This is a genomic window from Margalitia sp. FSL K6-0131, assembly GCF_038008735.1.
GTDB lineage: Bacteria > Bacillota > Bacilli > Bacillales > Bacillaceae_C > Margalitia > Margalitia shackletonii.
In genome coordinates this window covers 19,603-39,161 of sequence record NZ_JBBOZS010000002.1, presented here as the reverse complement: position 1 = coordinate 39,161, position 19,559 = coordinate 19,603, and the positions used below count along the sequence as shown (strand labels likewise).

Here is a 19,559-nt window from a genome sequence, read left to right as displayed (position 1 = left end):
ATTTAATTTATAATTCTATTAATTTCGATTATATCTTTTTCAACAAAAAATTGGAATAGCTGACATTTTACGAGCAACAAGAGATGGAAAAATTCATCTCTTTTTTTCTTTTTCTATTCTACTTCATTTATAAAAATAAATAAAGATATTAATCCTGTTTTCATTGCATTTTTTTTAATGCTTTCTCTTACAATGTACTTTTACAATGTAAAATATGAGAATAACAACAATTGCATTGAACAATTACATTGTAAATTTTCTTTAACACACAAAAAACATTGATTTATCAATGTTTACACAATTAAAAATAACATTGCAAATTAACAATGTAATATGCTATAATTCTACTTGTAAATATATTAAACAATCATTTCTAAGGAGGAAATACAATGAGCTTTAACATTGCAAGCATTGATTTAGGAAATTCAGTCGTTCAATTCAAAATTAATGGTAGAAAAGGGGATATGCCAAATACATTAGCCCTTTGCACCGAAGATAAAGTTACATACTATGATTCATCAGAAAAAGACATAAAAGAGTCACTTATCGTAAAGATAGATTCAAAATCTATTAAAAACAAAGGCGAAAAACACTATATTGGTATAAGCGCCACTGATAAAGAAAATAATTCAGAGACAGAAAAAAATAATAAAAAAGCTTCACAAGATAGATCTATCTACATGGCGCTAACGCCATTAGCTTTAGATGCTGTTCAAAATAATACTGACAAAAATAAAATGGATTTAGAAATAGAAATCTTAACTACAGCATTACCAACAAAACAAGTGCTGGCTGATAGAGAAGTGTTAAAAGAAAAATTAATTGGACACCACACTGTTACTTTATGTGATGTTCCAGGTAGGGGAGACGTAACAGTTAATATTCATATTAAAGATTGCCTTGTTGCTGTAGAGTCTATGACTGCATTTTTAGCACTTTCAAGAGATCAAGATACATTACAAGTTAAAGATGAAAGTTTATTCAAAGAAACAATTCTTATCGAGGATCTTGGTGGAGGTTCATTGGATCCAGCTGGATTTGAGAATGGAAAAATTATCGATGGCATTAAAGGAAAGGTATTTGGAATCAATTCTTATTTAGATGATATTATTTCTGAAGTAGAAGATGAAACCGGATATTTGTTTCCTTCAAGATATAGTTTAGAGCAATTATTAATTCAAGGGAAATCTAATTGGAGTATATTAGTTGACCAACAAGATGAAAATATATCTGAAATCATATCTAAACACTTTAAAAAGATGGCCAATAAATATATTGATGAAATTTCCAACGACTTAAAACGTTACCCAAAACTTCAAAATACACGAAGAATATATCCAATTGGTGGACCAATTAAAGTAGCCAAAGAATATATTGAAGAAGAAAATAATAAGAGAGATAAACCATTGAAATTTACATTTGCTGAAGACATTAATGAGTTAAACTTAATTGGACTTTGGATATTAGCTCAAATGGCAAAGAAAAAAATTGAAGGTAGTAAAGAGGTCGCTGCATCAAAGGAAGAATAATTTATGGTCAAATTTAAGCCGAAAAAAATAGGAGACACAACTTCTTTAACTATTAAACCGGAATTTGTTCATATACAAACAGGGGAAACAATAGAAGTTTCACCAGAAATGTTGCGTTACATTAACGATCAATTAAAGGCTGCAGCTTTTACAAATATGATTCTTACTTTAATTTATGAACACATTGAGGGTAGAAATAAAGGAGGAGACATTCAGAGAGAAAAAAAGCTGGATGAAATTCTTTCTATATTAAAGCATGGCCCTATAAATGAAATTGCAGAAATATTGCGCTCCGGAAATCTCCACATAGAGAAGGGGAGTCCTACTTCAAAAGATAGCACCAATGTTAATACTAAAAAAGAAGATATAGAAGACTTTGATGATATCTTAAAGGACTATACACAATAGATTTTCTAATCGAGTAGGAGGAGGTGACTAACCCCCGACCTCTCACACCACCGTACGTACGGTTCCGTATACGGCGGTTCCATTTATGTCTGACGTAGTTGAGAATATCTCACATAAAGACTCTTCAGCCCTCGCATCTCCCAATAGGAGTTTGTGAGGGTTTTCTGTAGGATTGGGCTTCTGGCTATTCTCCAATATTTCTTTCTAGAGTTTCCCCATTCGTATGCCTTCTCTTTTGGAATCCCTAATCCAATGAGTTTTCTTACTTTGGTTTTTGGTTTCTTCCATTCTTTCCATTGGCACATTCTGAGACGCCTTCTAATCCATTCGTCTAATTCTTTGAAAATAGTGGGTGTATCTGCTAATGCATAATATCCGCACCAGCCAATCAAATATTGATTCAGCTTCTCTATTCTATAATCCATTGGAATTGGTTTTGACCTTGAAGTTAATTCTCGTATCCGTTTCTTGACACGTTGAATACTTTGGTTTGACATCCGCACCTTCGGTTTCTTATGAAATGTGAAGCTAAAACCTAAAAACTTTCTTTTCCAAGGTCTGTCTACAGCTGACTTTTCTCGATTCACCTTTAGTTTTAGAGTAAATTCAATGAAAGTAGTAATCGAGTCCATTACTCGCTCTCCGGCTCTTCTCGATTTTACGTAGATATTACAATCATCTGCGTATCGGACAAACTTGTGCCCTCTCTTTTCTAACTCTTTGTCTAGTTCATCTAGAACGATATTGGAGAGTAAAGGACTTAATGGTCCACCTTGGGGCGTACCCTCCTCGGATTTCGTTATGACTCCATTAATCATAATGCCAGACTGTAGATACTTCCGAATTAGTGATAGGAGCGTTCTGTCTTGAATCCTTTTGGATAGAGTCCGCATTAATCTATCATGATTGACTTTATCAAAGAATTTCTCCAAGTCCATGTCGACTACCCATCGGTATCCCTCTTCGATATATTTCTTCGCTTGTCTAACACCGTCATGACCTCGTTTGTTTGGTCGAAAACCATAGCTCTGTGTTGAAAAAGTCGGGTCGAAGATAGGGGTTAAAATCTGAGTAATCGCCTGTTGGATGAAACGGTCTGTCACGGTTGGGATACCTAATAACCTTACTCCACCGTTCGGTTTTGGGATTTCAACCCGACGGACAGGAGAAGGTTGATAAGTACCCTCCATTAAGGATGTTTTAAGTGTATCCCACGTTTCGAGAATATGTCTTCGTAGGTCTTTTACGGACATATTGTCTACTCCATGACTTCCTTTGTTCTTTTCTACTCGCTTTAATGCCAATAAAAGATTTTCCCGTGACAGCATTCGTTCCATTAACATTGAGATTTATCCTTTCTACGTGAACAATACATTCTCATTAAGTGGGTTCTTTACTAAGCCCTCCCGAAGTCCCCCATGGAATTCACCATTTCTTCCTTTCAGGTAGGTTCCGTAAGAATTTTCTGCTTTCATACATAAAGAACCGTTTGCCGAGTGTTTGTTCTCCTAAAATGGTTCAGTCCTTCCTTGATTCTCTCGAGCAAACCAAGTACTACGACTTCGGCTGACTTCTGATTGTTCAGCTATCCATTACTAGATAGGTTACCAAGTGTACTTGGCGTATCAACCAGACCTCCCCGGGTAAGAGTGCAATCTTTCCTTCCATCTATCTGCTTCATTTACTTTGTATCACCTTCGGCAGAAAGGACTTTGTTTTGTATTGCAAACTCATCCAATGATACCTAGCCTTGTATGAAGTTCGTGTTCCTCAGACCGGAAGTTTGCCGCTCGCTTCCTTCAGATTCCGCGTCACCACGGACACCCTTGCGTTAAGCTAACTGCTACTTCTGCCTTCACAGTTCGGGACTTTCACCCTAGAGACTACACCCATGCCGGGCGCACAATTAGAAAGAGCATGTTAAAAATAATTAACATGCTCTTTTTTAACTACTTTGTATATATTTTAAATGAACAATAGGATATAAATTTTTTTGTAAATTTTTCAACTAATATTTTATTTTACTACCTAGGTATACCTATGTTATTTTTAACTAGACGGACTTGAATTTTATTCTCGATTTCTGATTCAGAATCCGTCTTTGACCTGTTTTGCCCTCTATATTCATAGAGGGATTTTTTTATTTAATTATTAATGTCTCTATAGTAATTCATAGGATCAACTGGTTTATCATTAATACGAATTTCTAAATGTAAATGATAGCCCGTAGATTGACCAGTATTACCTACATTTCCTATTTTTTGCCCTTGATCCACTTTTTTTCCCGTTTCCGTTTTGATTTTAGACAAATGGCCATATCTTGATTCTATTCCATTCCCATGATTTATTATTATCACATTACCGTAACCATTCATCGGTCCGGCATATGTAACCTTTCCATCAGCTATAGCGTAAACAGTTTTTCCTGCTATTCCTGGCGCTGATATATCCATCCCTTTGTGAAATTCTGATTCGTTTCCAAATGGATCCTCTCTAGATCCAAAAGGGGAGGTAATATTTGTCGTGTATTTTACAGGCCAAATAAATTTTTCTCCTCCGATAACAACGCCAGCGCTGACATATAGCTCTGCAAAATGAAGCACTTCATTTACATAACTTTGACTATGATTATACGCATAAATCGCTTTTTCTATATTACCTGAAGATGCACCATTCTTTGATAGGTATTTAGCTGAAGAAAAAATAGCATCTTCTAAGTCAAACGGATCTGCTTTACCATCGTTGTTAGCATCTACACCATACCCTCCATATTTTTTTATAATGGCCGGATTAATTAAGTCGCTGTTTGGAATGTTTCCTTGTCCAAGACCAGAACATCCAGGATATGACCAACCAATCCATGTACAAGGCATAAACTGTAAATGTCCAACTGCCCCAACTGGAGAGATCATAGGGTCCATAGTTGAAAATCTTGTTTCTACTCTGTGCTCTGCAGCTAATATATTCCAAGGAACATCATATTTTTCAGCTGCGGCTTTATAAATGGGAATATACTGTGAGGGGATTTGCGCCTCACCAATTTCAGATATTGTTGCATCACCGTAACCAATTTTCACATTAGAGTTTAAAGTTCCGGCCATAAGAAACAAAATTCCGAACATGGCTCCTATACAAAGAATGAAGATAAGTATTGATAATGTTATAAGCTTTTTATATTTCCAAGTAAGTAGGTTTACTCCTATATCGATAACTTCTTTCATACGCAACCACCGTCATCAAAATAAGAGTCTACCTTCCAAGTTTCTTCTTCTTTTTTTAACTCTAAGGAGCCACATTGTTTTATTTCTGAAGTTTTCCCTTTAATATCTTTGTTTTGTAATATTACTTCATATTGCCACTTTTTATTAGTAATACCACCTTGATTGTTATATTCGCTATCGTCTTCCTGTGGATCAATATACAAACTACCTGATATATATTTTGTAAAAATACTGTCTAATGTTTGCCTTCTTATATTCTCTCTTTCATCGTCATAAAATGATTTGGTCATATATTTTTGGCTATTACGGATATACTGATAAGGGTCCTTGCTATTATAAGCTAAATAGTTTTTTAGAAAAGCTGCAGCCACTTCTTTTGAACTAAATTCATTATCACTATTTTGTTCTTTTTTGGCCGGACTAACATTTTTATCTTTAGTTTGTGGTTGTGATGAATCATTGTGCTTGACGTTTATAGTAGGGGCTTTGCTCTTGTCTAATTTATGGACTACTTTTTTAGTGCTAAGTTCATTCCGTTGTGAGTAAAAATGAAATACATTATAACCAATGACAATAAAAAAGAATAATAGGATTAAAAGAACTTTTCTTTTTTGTCGTCTATTCATAAAATGACACCTTCAATCATCTAAAAATTTCAGTCGTAACAAGAATTTTATCGTTTATTTTTATTCCAAAGATAGGGGTCTTAATAGGTACGGTAATTTCTGATACTATCCCAGGATGGGTCATTTGATCTCCGTGTCCATCATTGAAAGGGAGGTCCTCCATTTTAACTATGTGGATTTGATCAACTTTTGCCGGACCAGTAATAAATTTATTATTATCTGGTGAAAGTCTTCTTTGTATTATTTCATTAAACTGTTGTTTCGCATTAACATCATCCGTAATTTCCATATCTACGTTAAATGCGGTATTTTGTATATCTATTAATCTATATAAATCATGATTTGTATCATCTACTGCTTCAGAATACTTCTTATCTAGGTAATAAATTGCTCCTTTGTCTAACAAGATCGCTGCAAATAGAACAATAAAAGGAAATATCCCCATAAACCAAAACATTAAGGTTAGGGATACTCCACCACGTTCATTTTTAATAATGGATATCATTTATCGCACCACCTCTAAGGAAATTGGATATACAGGTGCAATAATTGGTGTATTTATGCTATTTGGATTACCTAATAATGTGGTAGGGTAGGGGAGACTGTATTCATATCTTAATGTTGCCTCCATCTGTTCACCGAAGTTAACTTCTCCTTTTTGAGTCCCTGTGATTCTTACTTTATTTAGGTCAAAGCCTTTTCTTCTTAATTCATCTTGTACAAAGGTTTCTAACTCTGGTGTTAATCCACCATTCATTTGCATTGCATCTTTTACCGTATTGTCAGCAACATAGTTTAATTCAGTTGAATAATGTATATACTTTACACCTGCTAATACAAAGCAAAAAAATACAACGATAACCCCGAAACAGTACAAAAAAGTTACTACACTATCAATTTGTCCCGTTTCATTTTTCAAACAATTTTTCATCAAATGATATTTGGTGACTTTCGCTTTCATTATTAGCTCCCCCCTTACTTGTCCAATTGAAAAGTTTAACAGTCTTCCAAACTATGATTTTTATTTTATATTTCCCTGTATCTATCCTTTTAGGATAAGCCCTATACCTTACGGTAAGTACATCACCTATTTTTGCATTCTGCAATTTCTCAACCTGGTCTTTTAACCAAGCTTCTAAAGGAAAATAATGGAGTTCATATTTCTCATTTACTTTATTCCAAGCACCGCCAGCTTGTAATTCAAAATTAGCCACTTGTTGATTTCCTATATTTTTAATTTCACAACTTGCTAATCTTCCTGTTATTTCATTTTCATGTTCCATATTTATCACCTTAAGAAAAAAAGAAGGGGATCCCTTCTTTTTATAATGTAGTTATATTTGTAAAAGTATCAGTTAGGGAAGTAATAAAGTTGGTTATGATTGTCCTTGCTTGTGGATTAAGAGCTAGAGCTAAACCACCTAATATTATTAATCCAAGAAGAATCATACCAATAGACTCCAAAACTGTTGCAGCACCTTTTTCATTTTTCATAGTTAATTTTGATAACCTAGCTACTTCTTTAATAAATTGAACCTTTTCTTTTAAATAGTTTTTCATCTTTAATTACCTCCAAATATAGTTAATTGTCCTAGCATTTGTATTAAAATAGGTATAGAAAAAAGCATCATAAAGTTAATTAATAACCCTAATGAAAAACACGCCAAAAGCACGTTTTTTTCTGCTGTTTGCTTTTTTATCATTTCTGTCGTAATAGTTCTTGTATTATTGTGCAAAAGCGTAAACATTTTTTGATATTTACCTGAATCATATCCACTAGATAAAGCCATGGAAATTTGGTCATATATACTATGGTTTATTCTAGTCTTCAGCAATTGAAGGCCCTTTATTAAGTTCCCTTTATCTTTTTCAAGCTCTTTATTTACATCCACTAAAATGATCTTTAAGTCTCCAGTAGTTTCTTCTGCAGCCTTTTCTAGGGCATGAAAAGGATTACCACTACCATTGACCATTTCTTTCTCTAAAACATCAATTAATTCAGGAGTTTCATATAAAATCCTTTGAATGTATTCTTTACGCTTCATGAAAGTCAAAATAATTAGCATAAAAGGGGACATTATGGTCAAAATTATTGAAATCACAATCATTATAGGATTATTTTGTGCGATTTTTATAAAAATCACCGTAATTAAACACATGCTAATAAGTATTAAAAGCATATAGTTTATTACTTGTTCTACTGTCCAGGATTCTTTATGTCTGCCCGTTTGGTACAAAAGATTTTCAAACTTTTTATACATTGACTCGGGGAACATTTTCTTAATAAAGTTGTACCATTTATCTTTTATACTAAATGCTCGATTTTCGTTGATAGCCGTATTCTTCCGGATCCGTTTAATCCCTGGGAGCCCTTGAACATATATTTGCTTTCCAACAATAGTCGATATTATCAATACTGTTAAACAAATTAATAATAAAACTAAGTACTTTAGCACCTCCATTTCACCCCTCAGATAGTAAAATTAAACTTCTTGAAACCATCGAAAGCATACCAGTTGTTAAGATCATTAGATTGACTGCAAATTGGCCAAGAATATTATGTTGAAATACCCCTAAGTAGGCAGGCTTGACCAAGAAAAAGATTGCAGCTACTACAAAAAAGAAGATAATCCCTGTACGAATCGTCATTACGTTAGAATAAGTATTAATCCTTCTTTCGGTCGCCAAATCCTTTCTATTTTCAGCTCTTTCAATTAACCTTTCTAACCTTTCATTAAACCCAAATCCTTCATATATTTCAGTTGCAAATGCCGACAAAAAATCCTGAATTATTGGATTCTTAAACTTAAACATCATTTTTTCGATTTCCATAATTGGATCGGCATTATTAACTAAACGAGTATGAAAGTCCTCAAATTCTTTTTTAAATATCGTAGGTGCATATCTATTGGCATATTCTAAAGAAAATAGAGGTTCACTTTTATGTTGGTATACATTGTAAAAAGCATGTAAATATTCTGGAAGCTTTTCGTCAATAATTTGGCTTCTCTTAATGCTCCTTGATTGTACATACTGTTTTGACTGAAAGATCAATAGCATTGATAATAATAAGCCAGCAAATAAATTATTCATTAAATTCGCAAACCCCAAGCCAATTAATAAAGAAATCCATATGGTGCCTATAAGATAGGCTCCCATAGGAATCGATATTCCACTCGTCTGATAATAGACATAAAATAGGGGTTTTGAACTTTCATAATCCTTTTTCCTTTGTTCCCCTGTATTTACTTTGAACCAGGTAAACAAGAGATAAAATATCCATACAGTTGCAACCATGATTAAGATAGCTTGCTTTATTCTCTCGAAATCCACTAACTAACCACCACCCTATCCAAAAATTCACTTGGGATTGGAGTTCCCGATAGGGAGGCTTTCGCTTGTAATTTATTACAGAGTTGAGCACCAGGAATCTTTCTCCATGAACCTTTTAATTCATATTGAGTTTCTTCACTTACATCAAACGTAAAAATTGGCTCATATTTCGGCATTCCATTGATTATCTCACCCGTAAATTGAACAATTTCCCTGACTCTCAATCTATCCATAATAATCATGATGTCATTGTACTTAGCTGATTCTGATATTATTTTCTCTTCAGAATATTGATTACTTGCAGCCATTTGAACCATATAATTGTAAGCATTAATAGCACCATCAGGGTCGTTAGCGTGATAGGTATATAAACTTTGGATACCTTGCTGTAACACGTGAAGCATAGTATGGGCTGATTCATCAAGAAACTCGCCTAAAACTAATACATGTGGAGTTATCTGTTTAACAAGATTCAGTAATTCACTTTCAGTTATCTTATTAGCTTTTTCCCCTACTAGTTCCCTTGTAAATAGCCTTGTTAAATATGGATGCACTTTTTGTATTTCATTAGATGATTGAATTAACGCTACATGTAGTAGAGGATTAATCCAACTAATTAATAGTTGTAATATAGATGTTTTTCCTGATCCGTAAGTACCAGTAACACCTATATTAAATTTTGCCCTTACACAAAACCTTAAAAAGTTCTCTACAGATTCAGACATTGCATATCGGACCTGTTCAGGTTTTAACGGTTCCTTCGCTAATCTCCTGATAAATAATTTAGGTGAATCAGGGCTTATATCAAAGCCCGTAGCTCGGATCCTTAAGTTAAAATCCTCGTCCTCTACCCTTGCGATAGGGGAACTTAAATTATATCTGCCGCCTAATCTACTAATTACCCTACGAGTAAAATTTTCTAGGTTTGAAGGGCTTCCAAAATCGATGTGAACAGGGCGCCATTTTAAATTTTGTTGTATAAATGTTTTACGGTAATCATGGACCGTTATATTATTAATTTCTTTATTTGCTATTAACTGATGGATTAAGCCATAACCAGTTATGGCCTCAATTATATGTTCAGAAAGTTGCTCAATTGGAACACCAGGAATATATAATTTTTTATCTTCAAGAATGGTCTTTACCTTTGGCACTAGAACTTTCATTCTTTTTCTTTCTATTTTTTCGTTATAGCGATCTACTAAAATTTCATTAGTTATATCTACTATATTGCTAAAAGACTGATATTTATTGATTCGTCTTGTTTGAGTCTGTTTTTCCTGGTATTCAATTAAATTAGCCGATCGATTTAAGGTGCTTCGCACTTTGTTTCACACCTTTCTTAAACCGCAATGTAAGTGGTTTAACTTGATCAATCTTTTTATCCTTTCTCGGTGCATATCTAAAAAGTAATTGGTCCATAGCTTTTTTTACTTTCTTTGCTTTAAGGTCATAAACAGCTGGCTTTTCATTTTCAGCACTTCTTAATATCTCTTTTGAATAGGGAAGGGTAGCAATACATTCTAAATTAGTATTTTTCATAATGATATCTTCATCAATATGACCACCTTCACCAGCTTTATTATGGATAATGTCACACTTCGAAATTGGAATATTGTATCGGTCCTTTAAGTTTTTAATTCCTCTTTGCAAATGGTATAGATCCGAAACATGCGTTGAGCAAGGAAACAAAATATTGTCCACCTTCTGCAGGACTGGTAGCCACGCAATTGAATAACCATTACTTTCAGTATCTATAATGACAAAATCATATTCGTCCTTTAAAACATCAATTAATGCTTCGAAGAAACTAGAATCCATATACTCAGAGTCTTCAGGATATTCCGGACCCACCAATACATCAAAACCTTCATGGTAGGTATACAATACATCACGAAGAGCATTTATACTCAATTCATCCACTAAGAATAACTCATGAGCTGCAAGTAATCCTTTTCCACTTTGCCGTTCAATCCCTAATCTTTCGGCAAGATCATCATTTTGTAGATTAAACCCTAATAAAGCAACTTTATAAGAACACTTATTTAGCCATGCGGAGAAATTGATTGCTATTTCAGTTTTGCCATTTCCTCCATTAAAACCGGCTATTGCTATACTTCTATTTTTTTCTGAAGTAGGAACTTTAATATCCGTTATTCTTTCCCACACTTTTTGCTTATGTTCTTCTTGTTCCTTTTCTTTCTTCTCTTCATCTATTACAGCTTGCATACTATCGCTGTATTCTTTATTCTCGATTTCTGATTCAGACTCATATATTTCGAAATGAGGTATTTCCATTTCACCATTGACCATTTTTATAATTTCTTCGCTATTATCATTCCAATAAATATAAGTACAAAATGGAAACTGTGTGTTTACTAACTCGAAAAACTCTTTAAAAGACTTTTCTCCAGGTAGGTCCCTTTGTACTATTACATATTCAGGCGTTGCTTGGATTAATAAATTCAATAATTCTTCTTGGTCTTGTGCATTTTTGTAAATTAAAAAATTACCATCGAGAATCGAAGAAAGTTCATCAAATTTATCCTTAAAAGCAGGAATAGCGAAATAGATTTTTTCAGACATTAGTTCACTCCTCCTTGACTACGCAAAAACAAAGAAAGTGCTCCGTTTTCTTGACCCCAAGCTAACTTCAGAGCATCTTCGGAAGTTACTTTTAGAGTAATCGCATAAGGCGTTGGGTTTCTTTTATCATCTTTAATATTTTGACCTTGTTGAGTTCTTACACTTATAACGGTTCCTTGAGCAATAACTTGACCTTGTTGATTACCTATTTTCCCACTAACTTGTCTAGGGGTGAATATAATGTCTACAACATCTCCTTCCGATACATCACCACCATTTACATATTCCGTTTTGGTTTTAATAGAGTATTCTCCTTCATTAATCTGATAATTAACAACTGGCCTACTATTAAAATCACTCATATCAAGAAAACGCCCTTTTGATACCTTTTTTTGTAAATTCTTTCCTTCGACTTTTTTAAAATCGTCTATCATCCATCCTTCCTTTTTAGTAACTGCTTGTTTTTTGACCACATTTTCGTCCAACTTTTCTCCTGGTTCTAAAGTTTGTTTCGCTACATATACCTCAAACTTTTTACCATTGTGAACACCTGGAAGAAGTAGGTAAATAGTCATGAGACACAATAAACCAAAACATGCGATTATTAAATACTTTTTCAAGTATTCCCCTCCTTTCTTTATATCTATTATGGTATCAAAATACTGTTGTCATTGCAATATTTTTTTGTTAAAATAGTATCATCAAGTAAAATACTGTAAAATATAGAAGGAGCGTGAGATTTTTTGATTCATAAAGGAGATTTATATTTATATGGATTATGTTCGAGTTGCCGACCTGGCGAGGATACTAAAAGTGGATTATGAATTCATTAGAAAGTATTTAAAAGAAGCTGAGGAATCAAAAAAATTCATGTCTGTCTTTGGAAAATATGATGTTGAAAACTTTATTGAACTTCATACTTTTCCTCGAACAAATAAAGATACACCGAAAGAAAATATTAAGGTGGATCTATTAATGAAAGAAGGGGTGGTATCATTACCAGAGGCTCATGAGATAATTCTAAAGTCTGGTATACAAATGCACTATACAACTGTTTGGAGAAAAATTATGAGTAAAAATGTGACCCACATTAAGGTCGGTGCTGCTATTCGTGTACCTAAATATGTAATCGAAAGAGAGATACAAAAGGGAACATTTAATCGAAAAAAATTATAAAAATAAACAGGTCAAAGACGGAAAAACAGGTCAAAGACGTATTCCTGAATTTGAAGCTATCTATTAAATATTTTCAAAAAAATTACTATTTTACAGATCATTTTATTTGATAATCAGGGAGGAATAAAAAAATGAAAAAGATCATTCCAGTTGTGTTAAGTGTTTCTTTATTAGGAGCAATAACTCCAGTCATAGATCAAAATCATAAGGTTGAAGCTGCAACAACAGTAAATAGTTCTCGTTTTAATGATACTAACCTTTATTTATATTCATCTGCGGATAAATACCGAGTAAAAAACGGAGTTTTACAAGTAATTTACAATAAAAAGTTTATTACACCATCCCAAAAATTAATAAAGAACTCTACTCTACTTAATATTGCAAGTTCTTTATTAGATAAAAAACAATATTTGTATATTGATTACAGGAATGGTACTAAAACGAAGCCGCAGACACTTACATTCAATTCAGCAACTTCAAGTACGGCTGCTCAATACGGAGTTAAGCCTATCAGTTATCAATTTTATTTAGATAAAACAAAAAAAACTGAACTTGCTAAGAATGTAAAGGTTAGTCTAACCTTAGATTATTTTTGGTATGACGTAAAAACAGATACCTATTATTCTAAAACATATGAAAATCAATTAAAAAATAGTTTACTTGCTTTATATGGTTCCACAACTGGAAAACAAATATTTAACTATTTGATAGATATCCATAAAAAATACCGTAAAAATATCCCTGATGACGATAAGAGCATAAAATTAAAAAGGAAAATCAAAAATGTACAAATTAATATCCTGGTGGATTCCTTAAATATGTATGTTGATTTTTCTTAATATTAGGGGTTGGATGAAATTTGAAAACAAAGAAAATATTCATTGTGTTCATGGTCGTATTATTAATGTCTTCTTTGATCATGCCAAAGTCAGCTTTTGCTTACCCTGATAATCAAGATGATTTTTATGAGTATATAAAAATGCTAGGTTATCCCGTTACTTTGCCAGATGGAAAAAAAGCCAATTGGACTACCTATAAAAATTACAACGTTATTGTTTGGGGATCTCAACATGGCCGACACAAAAACGGTAGTTTATGTAAAAACGATAGTGAGTACGAATATTTAGGATACGATAGAAAAGTAAAGGATGTTACAAATGCTTGTTTTCCTAATGATGATTCTAGTGGAACTCACCCGAAAAACTGGAACTATATAAGTGTTGATGGTGCTGAAAAAAGTTGGTCGGGTTTGGATGCAAGTGTTGAAAAACATATAAAAAGCAGTCCTTGGACCGGAAATGGGGCTACAGCAAGCAAGCCACTCTTTTACAAAGATATCGGAAGCGAAAGTAAAGTAAAAGTAGAGGTTTCTCCTACATGGCGTGGGAGTGGAGCAGTTTATACTAAAAATAGGGGAAGCAACGGAAAAATATACTACGCTACCTTCGTTGTACCTCCTTTAGCCGGAGCGAATGATGCTATAGTTGATGGTTCATTTGATACGAATAAGGATACTTATACAATAGAAAGTACAGATGATAAAGTTACTGTTAATTATACTGTTACTGCAAACGCTAAAATCTCAGGTTACATGCAATATTCACATATTACAGAGTTAAAAGCAGCTTATAAAAATAACAGCTCCAAAACTTCAGGGCAGTCTACAACAAAACTAAAAGATAGTTTCGATCTAACACGAGATAACTATGATGCTGGAACTTACAATCTTACTCTTGAGGGAACCGTATCATTAAAAACTAAATTTAATGACAATGAATCTAAAAAAGTTTTTAAGAAAATTACATTAGTTGTAAAAAAAGCAACACAGCCCACAATGAGCGCAAAAGGTACTACTGATCCAGGAACAAAAAAGTTTGATAAAGGACAAACTGTTACAGATGTTCCAGTTAAAGTTACTGCAACCGGAACTTTAAAAGGATTAGAAGATACAAGTAAAATCACAAAATACCAATTACTTGCTAGAAAAGAAGAAGATAAAACCGATGTTGTGAAAGAGTTTACGGGAAGCTCCGCTAAAAAGCTTTCTCAATCTAACGTTTTTAATTTTACAATTCCGAAATCAAAAATTGGAAAAAACGAATACACTCAGACTTTTAAAGTCCAGGCTAAAGCGTACTTAAATGATGGGAATGTAATTTCATCATCTGCTACCGTAAGAACAATTGTTTATCCGCCAGGAGTGGATCCCACACCAACAGAGCCACCAGAACCCGAAAACCCTGAGCCGGCTAATGAACCACCAACTGTCACAATCTATGGTCCTGATACTGTTAGGGCAGGGGATAATGTTTGTTTAAATTCTACTTCTCAAGATCCCGATGGAACTATTGAATCTCAGTCCTGGAACACCCCAGGAGCAACGGGGTCTATTTCTGGTAGTTCTGGATGTATTATTTATCCGGTAGAAGGTGACTACTCAGTTACCACTACAGTTACAGATGATAAAGGAGCAACAGGAAGTGACATTCATAATATTGAAGTTACACCCCCGTATCCCAATGCAAATTTTATTGTAACTGGAACATTAAAAGAAAATAGAAAAGTAACGTTAACAGATGCTACAGATACACCTTATCTTTATCCAGTTGATTGGAGTAAGTCATATTGGGAAATAAAAGCAAAAGATCCTTCAAATCAACAATATGTTAGATATAAAGGAAATCTTACGGCCAATGCTGATAAAGTAATTGACTCGCTGTTCAAAAAACAGGGCGATTATACCATTACATTATCTGTTACTAATACTGCAGGATATTCCGATACTTATGAACGTACTATACACATCAATGAGGATGAAAAACCAATTGCTGATTTTTCCACGGTTACAACGATCTATAGAGATAATGTAAATAATACTCAAGCATCTATTAAGCTAACCGATAATTCATATTCTCCTGATTATGATTTAATTGGTCAGCGAATTTGGAAATATAAGTTTGATAGTAATAACGATGGAAATTTCGAGGATGAAACTTGGCAAATTATCGATGACACAAACCTAGAGGATGTAACCTTTGGCGTAAATCATGTAGGAAAATATCTAATAGAATTAGATGTTGTGGAACAGTTTGCCCAAGAAACCATACCCGAGTTTGTGAATGATAGTGACTATCAAAAGGGAAATACCGATAAAAAACGATTAGAAGAAAAGATTGTTGAAGTGAAGAACCTTGCTCCAAATGTATCTTTTCAAGTAGGAAAACGAAAAACAGTTAATTTAAATATTGGTGTTGGTGGTTCCAAATACAATTCTCAGATAGTTCAAAGTAAAATAAATCAAAGCTTGAAACCCGCACTATCTGATGAAAACATCGACTTAAACCTTAATATAAACAATGTGTCTGTTAATGACCAACAAATATTACAAACTGGAGAAGTCCATAAGCTGAATACTTTTCCAACTATGCGTTACAATTATGCTAACGGATATTATTTTGGAGGACGACAATTTTCCTTAGATTCAAACCATTTAATTAGTTATTTAGGTGATTATAATGGAATGCTAACTTTAACCGATTTAACGAACGGGAAAGAAACGTCCTCAAAGCCTGCATATAAAGATTCTAGTGGTTACTATCATTTAGTTTTAACAAATATACTACAATTAAAAAATAAAAACTTATTCTCAGTAGGGGGATGGATGGCTAACAGTGACGGCGCCCACCAGGAACTTCAATATACTGAATCTGCTGTAAGAATTTATGACATTAAATCAGATACTTGGTCCACCGAACCAATTTCAATAGGTTCAAGAGGTTCATCAGCTTTAACTCAATTGAACGACGGAAGAGTGTTCATTGGTTTCGGTACAGATAATAAAGGCAATTGGAATAAGGATGCTTTGCTTTATGATACAGCTACGAAAAAGATTACTTCAACATCAACTGCTCACTATGGTGGTTTTAGATCCGCAACAACTTTAAAAAATGGAAAGGTTCTATTATGGGGCGGAGGAATATATCCGGATAAAGGTTATCCTGATTTAGGGAATAATTATTTAATCTATGACCCATCAAATGATACATGGACAAAAGTTCCAATTCCACAAAAATATGTAGATGATACTAATTTTTATATTGGGACCTTTTATTTAGCTACTTTAGAAGATGGAACTGTTTTTCTAACTAGCAAAAACGGGAGTAGAACTTGGCTATTAGATCCAAATAAAAATACAATTGTTGAAGGTCCGAATCTCCCCATTACAGGAGGAAATTTTTCATTAACAGAAGATAATAGAATTATAGTAACAAGAGGGGCAAATTCTATAGGAGAAGCCTCTCATGATGTATATGAAATTGTATTTCCAAAAAAGTATTCTTATGATTTACCAAAGCCGGATAAAGATGATTATAACTTTAATGCCTTAATTGAGGATAAGGCTTTATCTAATGAAGGTATTCAACTGATTAATAATAGACTCCAGGATACTAAAGAAAACTTTATTGGTATGGGGAACGACATAAATAAATCACAATTAGAATCAATAATTAATAGTAATCAAAAAAAAGGTCAGTACATCGATAACACGAATATTGACAACGCTATTCAACAAATGTCTGATTATATAATAAAAAGGATTAATGCGACAGATATTAATTTACAAATTAGTATTGGAAAAACTGATAAAGTCACAGGAATTAATGAACTTGAATCCAAAATTAATTCGATCATTAAACCTACTCTCGCTGAAAAAAACATTAATCTAAACTTATCTATAAAAAAAGTCCAAACAGAAGGTAATAATGGAACTGCACCACCAACTTGGAGAGATCTTCAGCCCCCAAGTGGATACGTATACACACAGTCTTACTTAGCTCCATCCGGGTATTATGGATCCCTGCCGTTTTTGGATTACTCTAAATATGATTATTATGTAATAGCAAAGAAAACATCCGATAATGTAAGATGGTATGTACATTATATAGATACTAATGGCAAATATAACAGTAAAACGATAGAGGATGCAGGACCATTACCAACTAATTCATATGAAGCAATGGGTGGAGGATTACCGGCAGACTTTAATATTTATAGAAAAGAAAATGATTCGCAGCCATTTAAAATTAACTACAGTGAGGATTTAACATTTGTTTCATATTTAGATGACAATGTTATTAACAGTAGTGTGAATAATACAATTTCTAATGAGCTCACCAAAAATGATGTAGACTTTATTGGTTTAGGTACAACAAATAATCAAGAAACCTTTAGTCAATTAATTCACTCGAACAAAGATAAAGGAACATTTTTTGATACTAGTGAATTTGATATTGCATTAACCAATATGGCTAATTATATTGTTGAACGTGTATTAGATGAAGCAGGTAAAAATGAAGTATATGTAACACTTGGTGATAAGATTTCTTACTATACTTATTACCACGACAGTGAGAACGATCCAAAATACACCATTAATGAAAACACAGGTGAACGATGGAGATATGTACACGATCCTAATGCATTTGAGAATCCAATTGGCAAATATAATAAAAATAATGAAAATCAAGATAAACCAGTAGAACAATTTTATCAGACAGGTTCTTATCAAGTTATACATGCTGAAAGAGATAATCCGGTAAACGATGATGACCGTTTTGATAATTATAGGATGTGGTCAAAGGAAATTGATAATTGGACAATATTTGTTCATCGGAAACCTATTGCTAACTTTTTATTTAATTTCAACTCTTTAGATGGAACCTATTCTATAAAAAATAAAGCATATGATTTAGATAAACAATCAGTAGATATCGGATATGGTGGTGGAATTAGATACCTTGAATATAAATGGAGAGAAAAAGATGGTGATGGCATATGGCAAGATGGATTACCACCTTCTCCTTTAAAACGTAAGATTTATGAAGTTAAACAAACAGTGTATGACTTTCAAGGGGCTTCTAATGAAGTAATAAAAACACTGGATGCAACAAATATTAATCAGCCACCAGTTGCAGACTTTATTCCTCATCCCGATACTGTAGAAGTTGATGAAAACATATCTTTTGAAAATACTTCTTATGATGTAAATGGAGACAACCTAACTGCAGAATGGTCGATTAGAAAGAAAGGTTCTTCAGATCCTTTTAGTAAGTTTTCTAGTGCATATGATGCTACTAAGAAAATGACAACAGAAGGTGAATACGAAGTAAAATTAAAAGTAACGGATCCATTTGGAGCTTCAGATGAAGTGACAAAAACAGTTACTGTTAACATTGGAAACTTTACATCAAGTAATATTAGCCATACAAATAAATGGACCAATTACTATAATGAACGAAATAGGGATTTAGGAACATTCTTAGCCGGAGAACCCTTTGTAGTTACAGCTAATACAAGCAAAAGTGCTATAAAAGTTACAGCAACATTTGATTTTCCAAAAGCTCTAAAAGAAGTTCCTGAATACTTCCTAGATGATCCTACTAATGTATTTCCGGATTTTAAAGGTGTATTTGAACTAAAAAGTAATGATAATGTTAATTGGGAAATTACAGCCTGGAAAAAGCCTTGGATAATGATTCCTGACGGCACTTACCAAGTTATTGTAGAAACAACGTTTAAAAACGGAGCAACACAAAAAGATATATATAACATCCAAATATTAGATCATATTCTTTATAACAAAAAAGTTGGATATAGCAATAAGGGGTAAGATTTGCTAA

General features: G+C 33.3%; 17 protein-coding genes. 5 read left to right on the top strand and 12 right to left on the bottom strand.

Annotated elements, in window-relative coordinates; genetic code table 11:
• Positions 1-389 precede the first annotated feature (389 nt).
• Both NSQ59_RS27340 and NSQ59_RS27335 read left to right on the top strand, forming a co-directional pair.
• Positions 390-1,529: a ParM/StbA family protein gene (locus NSQ59_RS27340; protein ID WP_340833288.1), complete on the top strand. Its 1,140-nt coding sequence runs from the start codon at positions 390-392 to the stop codon at positions 1,527-1,529.
• 3 nt (positions 1,530-1,532) lie between these two features.
• Positions 1,533-1,937 carry a hypothetical protein gene (locus NSQ59_RS27335; RefSeq protein WP_340833287.1) on the top strand — a complete coding sequence of 135 codons (405 nt, stop codon included), beginning with the start codon at positions 1,533-1,535 and terminating at the stop codon, positions 1,935-1,937.
• 83 nt (positions 1,938-2,020) lie between these two features.
• On the opposite strand, the gene ltrA is transcribed toward NSQ59_RS27335, so the two are convergent.
• The 12 genes from ltrA to NSQ59_RS27275 all read right to left on the bottom strand — a co-directional run bounded on the left by ltrA (position 2,021) and on the right by NSQ59_RS27275 (position 12,323).
• A complete protein-coding gene (gene ltrA, locus NSQ59_RS27330; RefSeq protein WP_055737770.1) occupies positions 2,021-3,280 on the bottom strand; it encodes a group II intron reverse transcriptase/maturase in 1,260 nt (419 codons plus the stop codon).
• An 801-nt stretch (positions 3,281-4,081) separates the two neighbouring features.
• Complete coding sequence (locus NSQ59_RS27325; RefSeq protein WP_340833285.1) at positions 4,082-5,158, bottom strand: peptidoglycan DD-metalloendopeptidase family protein; 1,077 nt, start codon at positions 5,156-5,158, stop codon at positions 4,082-4,084.
• The gene (locus tag NSQ59_RS27320; protein WP_340833284.1) at positions 5,155-5,784 is read right to left on the bottom strand and encodes a hypothetical protein; all 630 of its coding nucleotides are present in this window, start codon (positions 5,782-5,784) and stop codon (positions 5,155-5,157) included. The genes NSQ59_RS27325 and NSQ59_RS27320 overlap by 4 nt, the downstream gene beginning before the upstream one ends.
• Before the next feature lie 16 nt (positions 5,785-5,800).
• Positions 5,801-6,289 carry a hypothetical protein gene (locus tag NSQ59_RS27315; protein ID WP_340833282.1) on the bottom strand — a complete coding sequence of 163 codons (489 nt, stop codon included), beginning with the start codon at positions 6,287-6,289 and terminating at the stop codon, positions 5,801-5,803.
• Positions 6,290-6,745 carry a hypothetical protein gene (locus tag NSQ59_RS27310; protein WP_340833280.1) on the bottom strand — a complete coding sequence of 152 codons (456 nt, stop codon included), beginning with the start codon at positions 6,743-6,745 and terminating at the stop codon, positions 6,290-6,292. It lies immediately after the preceding gene.
• Positions 6,693-7,067 (bottom strand): hypothetical protein, encoded by a 375-nt coding sequence (locus NSQ59_RS27305; protein ID WP_340833279.1) that lies wholly within the window; start codon positions 7,065-7,067, stop codon positions 6,693-6,695. Before NSQ59_RS27305 ends, NSQ59_RS27310 begins: the two co-directional genes overlap by 53 nt.
• Positions 7,068-7,107: 40 nt before the next feature.
• Positions 7,108-7,344, bottom strand: a complete 237-nt coding sequence (locus NSQ59_RS27300; protein WP_340833278.1) for a hypothetical protein — start codon at positions 7,342-7,344, stop codon at positions 7,108-7,110.
• 2 nt (positions 7,345-7,346) lie between these two features.
• On the bottom strand, positions 7,347-8,246 hold the full coding sequence (locus NSQ59_RS27295; RefSeq protein ID WP_340833277.1) for a hypothetical protein: 900 nt from the start codon (positions 8,244-8,246) through the stop codon (positions 7,347-7,349).
• Position 8,247: 1 nt separating this feature from the next.
• Positions 8,248-9,117, bottom strand: coding sequence for a hypothetical protein (locus NSQ59_RS27290; RefSeq protein WP_340833276.1), 870 nt, complete (start codon positions 9,115-9,117; stop codon positions 8,248-8,250).
• Positions 9,117-10,442, bottom strand: coding sequence for an ATPase, T2SS/T4P/T4SS family (locus NSQ59_RS27285; RefSeq protein WP_340833273.1), 1,326 nt, complete (start codon positions 10,440-10,442; stop codon positions 9,117-9,119). The genes NSQ59_RS27290 and NSQ59_RS27285 overlap by 1 nt, the downstream gene beginning before the upstream one ends.
• Complete coding sequence (locus NSQ59_RS27280; protein ID WP_340833271.1) at positions 10,414-11,703, bottom strand: AAA family ATPase; 1,290 nt, start codon at positions 11,701-11,703, stop codon at positions 10,414-10,416. Before NSQ59_RS27280 ends, NSQ59_RS27285 begins: the two co-directional genes overlap by 29 nt.
• A complete protein-coding gene (locus tag NSQ59_RS27275) occupies positions 11,703-12,323 on the bottom strand; it encodes an RcpC/CpaB family pilus assembly protein (protein WP_340833269.1) in 621 nt (206 codons plus the stop codon). The genes NSQ59_RS27280 and NSQ59_RS27275 overlap by 1 nt, the downstream gene beginning before the upstream one ends.
• Positions 12,324-12,474: 151 nt before the next feature.
• Between NSQ59_RS27275 and NSQ59_RS27270 the strand changes: the two genes are divergently transcribed.
• The 3 genes from NSQ59_RS27270 to NSQ59_RS27260 all read left to right on the top strand — a co-directional run bounded on the left by NSQ59_RS27270 (position 12,475) and on the right by NSQ59_RS27260 (position 19,549).
• Positions 12,475-12,879: a hypothetical protein gene (locus NSQ59_RS27270; RefSeq protein ID WP_340833268.1), complete on the top strand. Its 405-nt coding sequence runs from the start codon at positions 12,475-12,477 to the stop codon at positions 12,877-12,879.
• A gap of 131 nt (positions 12,880-13,010) precedes the next feature.
• Entirely contained in the window at positions 13,011-13,718 is a 708-nt protein-coding gene (locus NSQ59_RS27265) for a hypothetical protein (protein ID WP_340833266.1), read from the top strand.
• Positions 13,719-13,738: 20 nt separating this feature from the next.
• Positions 13,739-19,549 carry a PKD domain-containing protein gene (locus tag NSQ59_RS27260; protein ID WP_340833265.1) on the top strand — a complete coding sequence of 1,937 codons (5,811 nt, stop codon included), beginning with the start codon at positions 13,739-13,741 and terminating at the stop codon, positions 19,547-19,549.
• The last annotated feature ends 10 nt before the right edge of the window (positions 19,550-19,559 follow it).

What these genes read in the sequence shown, in the direction of transcription:
- NSQ59_RS27340 (WP_340833288.1), top strand. Translation starts at nt 390, where the DNA reads ATGAGCTTTAACATTGCAAGCATTGATTTAGGAAATTCAGTCGTTCAA.
- NSQ59_RS27320 (WP_340833284.1), bottom strand. Translation starts at nt 5,784, where the DNA reads ATGAATAGACGACAAAAAAGAAAAGTTCTTTTAATCCTATTATTCTTT.
- NSQ59_RS27305 (WP_340833279.1), bottom strand. Translation starts at nt 7,067, where the DNA reads ATGGAACATGAAAATGAAATAACAGGAAGATTAGCAAGTTGTGAAATT.
- NSQ59_RS27270 (WP_340833268.1), top strand. Translation starts at nt 12,475, where the DNA reads ATGGATTATGTTCGAGTTGCCGACCTGGCGAGGATACTAAAAGTGGAT.
- NSQ59_RS27265 (WP_340833266.1), top strand. Translation starts at nt 13,011, where the DNA reads ATGAAAAAGATCATTCCAGTTGTGTTAAGTGTTTCTTTATTAGGAGCA.
- ltrA (WP_055737770.1), bottom strand. Translation starts at nt 3,280, where the DNA reads ATGTTAATGGAACGAATGCTGTCACGGGAAAATCTTTTATTGGCATTA.
- NSQ59_RS27300 (WP_340833278.1), bottom strand. Translation starts at nt 7,344, where the DNA reads ATGAAAAACTATTTAAAAGAAAAGGTTCAATTTATTAAAGAAGTAGCT.
- NSQ59_RS27295 (WP_340833277.1), bottom strand. Translation starts at nt 8,246, where the DNA reads ATGGAGGTGCTAAAGTACTTAGTTTTATTATTAATTTGTTTAACAGTA.
- NSQ59_RS27325 (WP_340833285.1), bottom strand. Translation starts at nt 5,158, where the DNA reads ATGAAAGAAGTTATCGATATAGGAGTAAACCTACTTACTTGGAAATAT.
- NSQ59_RS27280 (WP_340833271.1), bottom strand. Translation starts at nt 11,703, where the DNA reads ATGTCTGAAAAAATCTATTTCGCTATTCCTGCTTTTAAGGATAAATTT.
- NSQ59_RS27315 (WP_340833282.1), bottom strand. Translation starts at nt 6,289, where the DNA reads ATGATATCCATTATTAAAAATGAACGTGGTGGAGTATCCCTAACCTTA.
- NSQ59_RS27310 (WP_340833280.1), bottom strand. Translation starts at nt 6,745, where the DNA reads ATGAAAGCGAAAGTCACCAAATATCATTTGATGAAAAATTGTTTGAAA.
- NSQ59_RS27335 (WP_340833287.1), top strand. Translation starts at nt 1,533, where the DNA reads ATGGTCAAATTTAAGCCGAAAAAAATAGGAGACACAACTTCTTTAACT.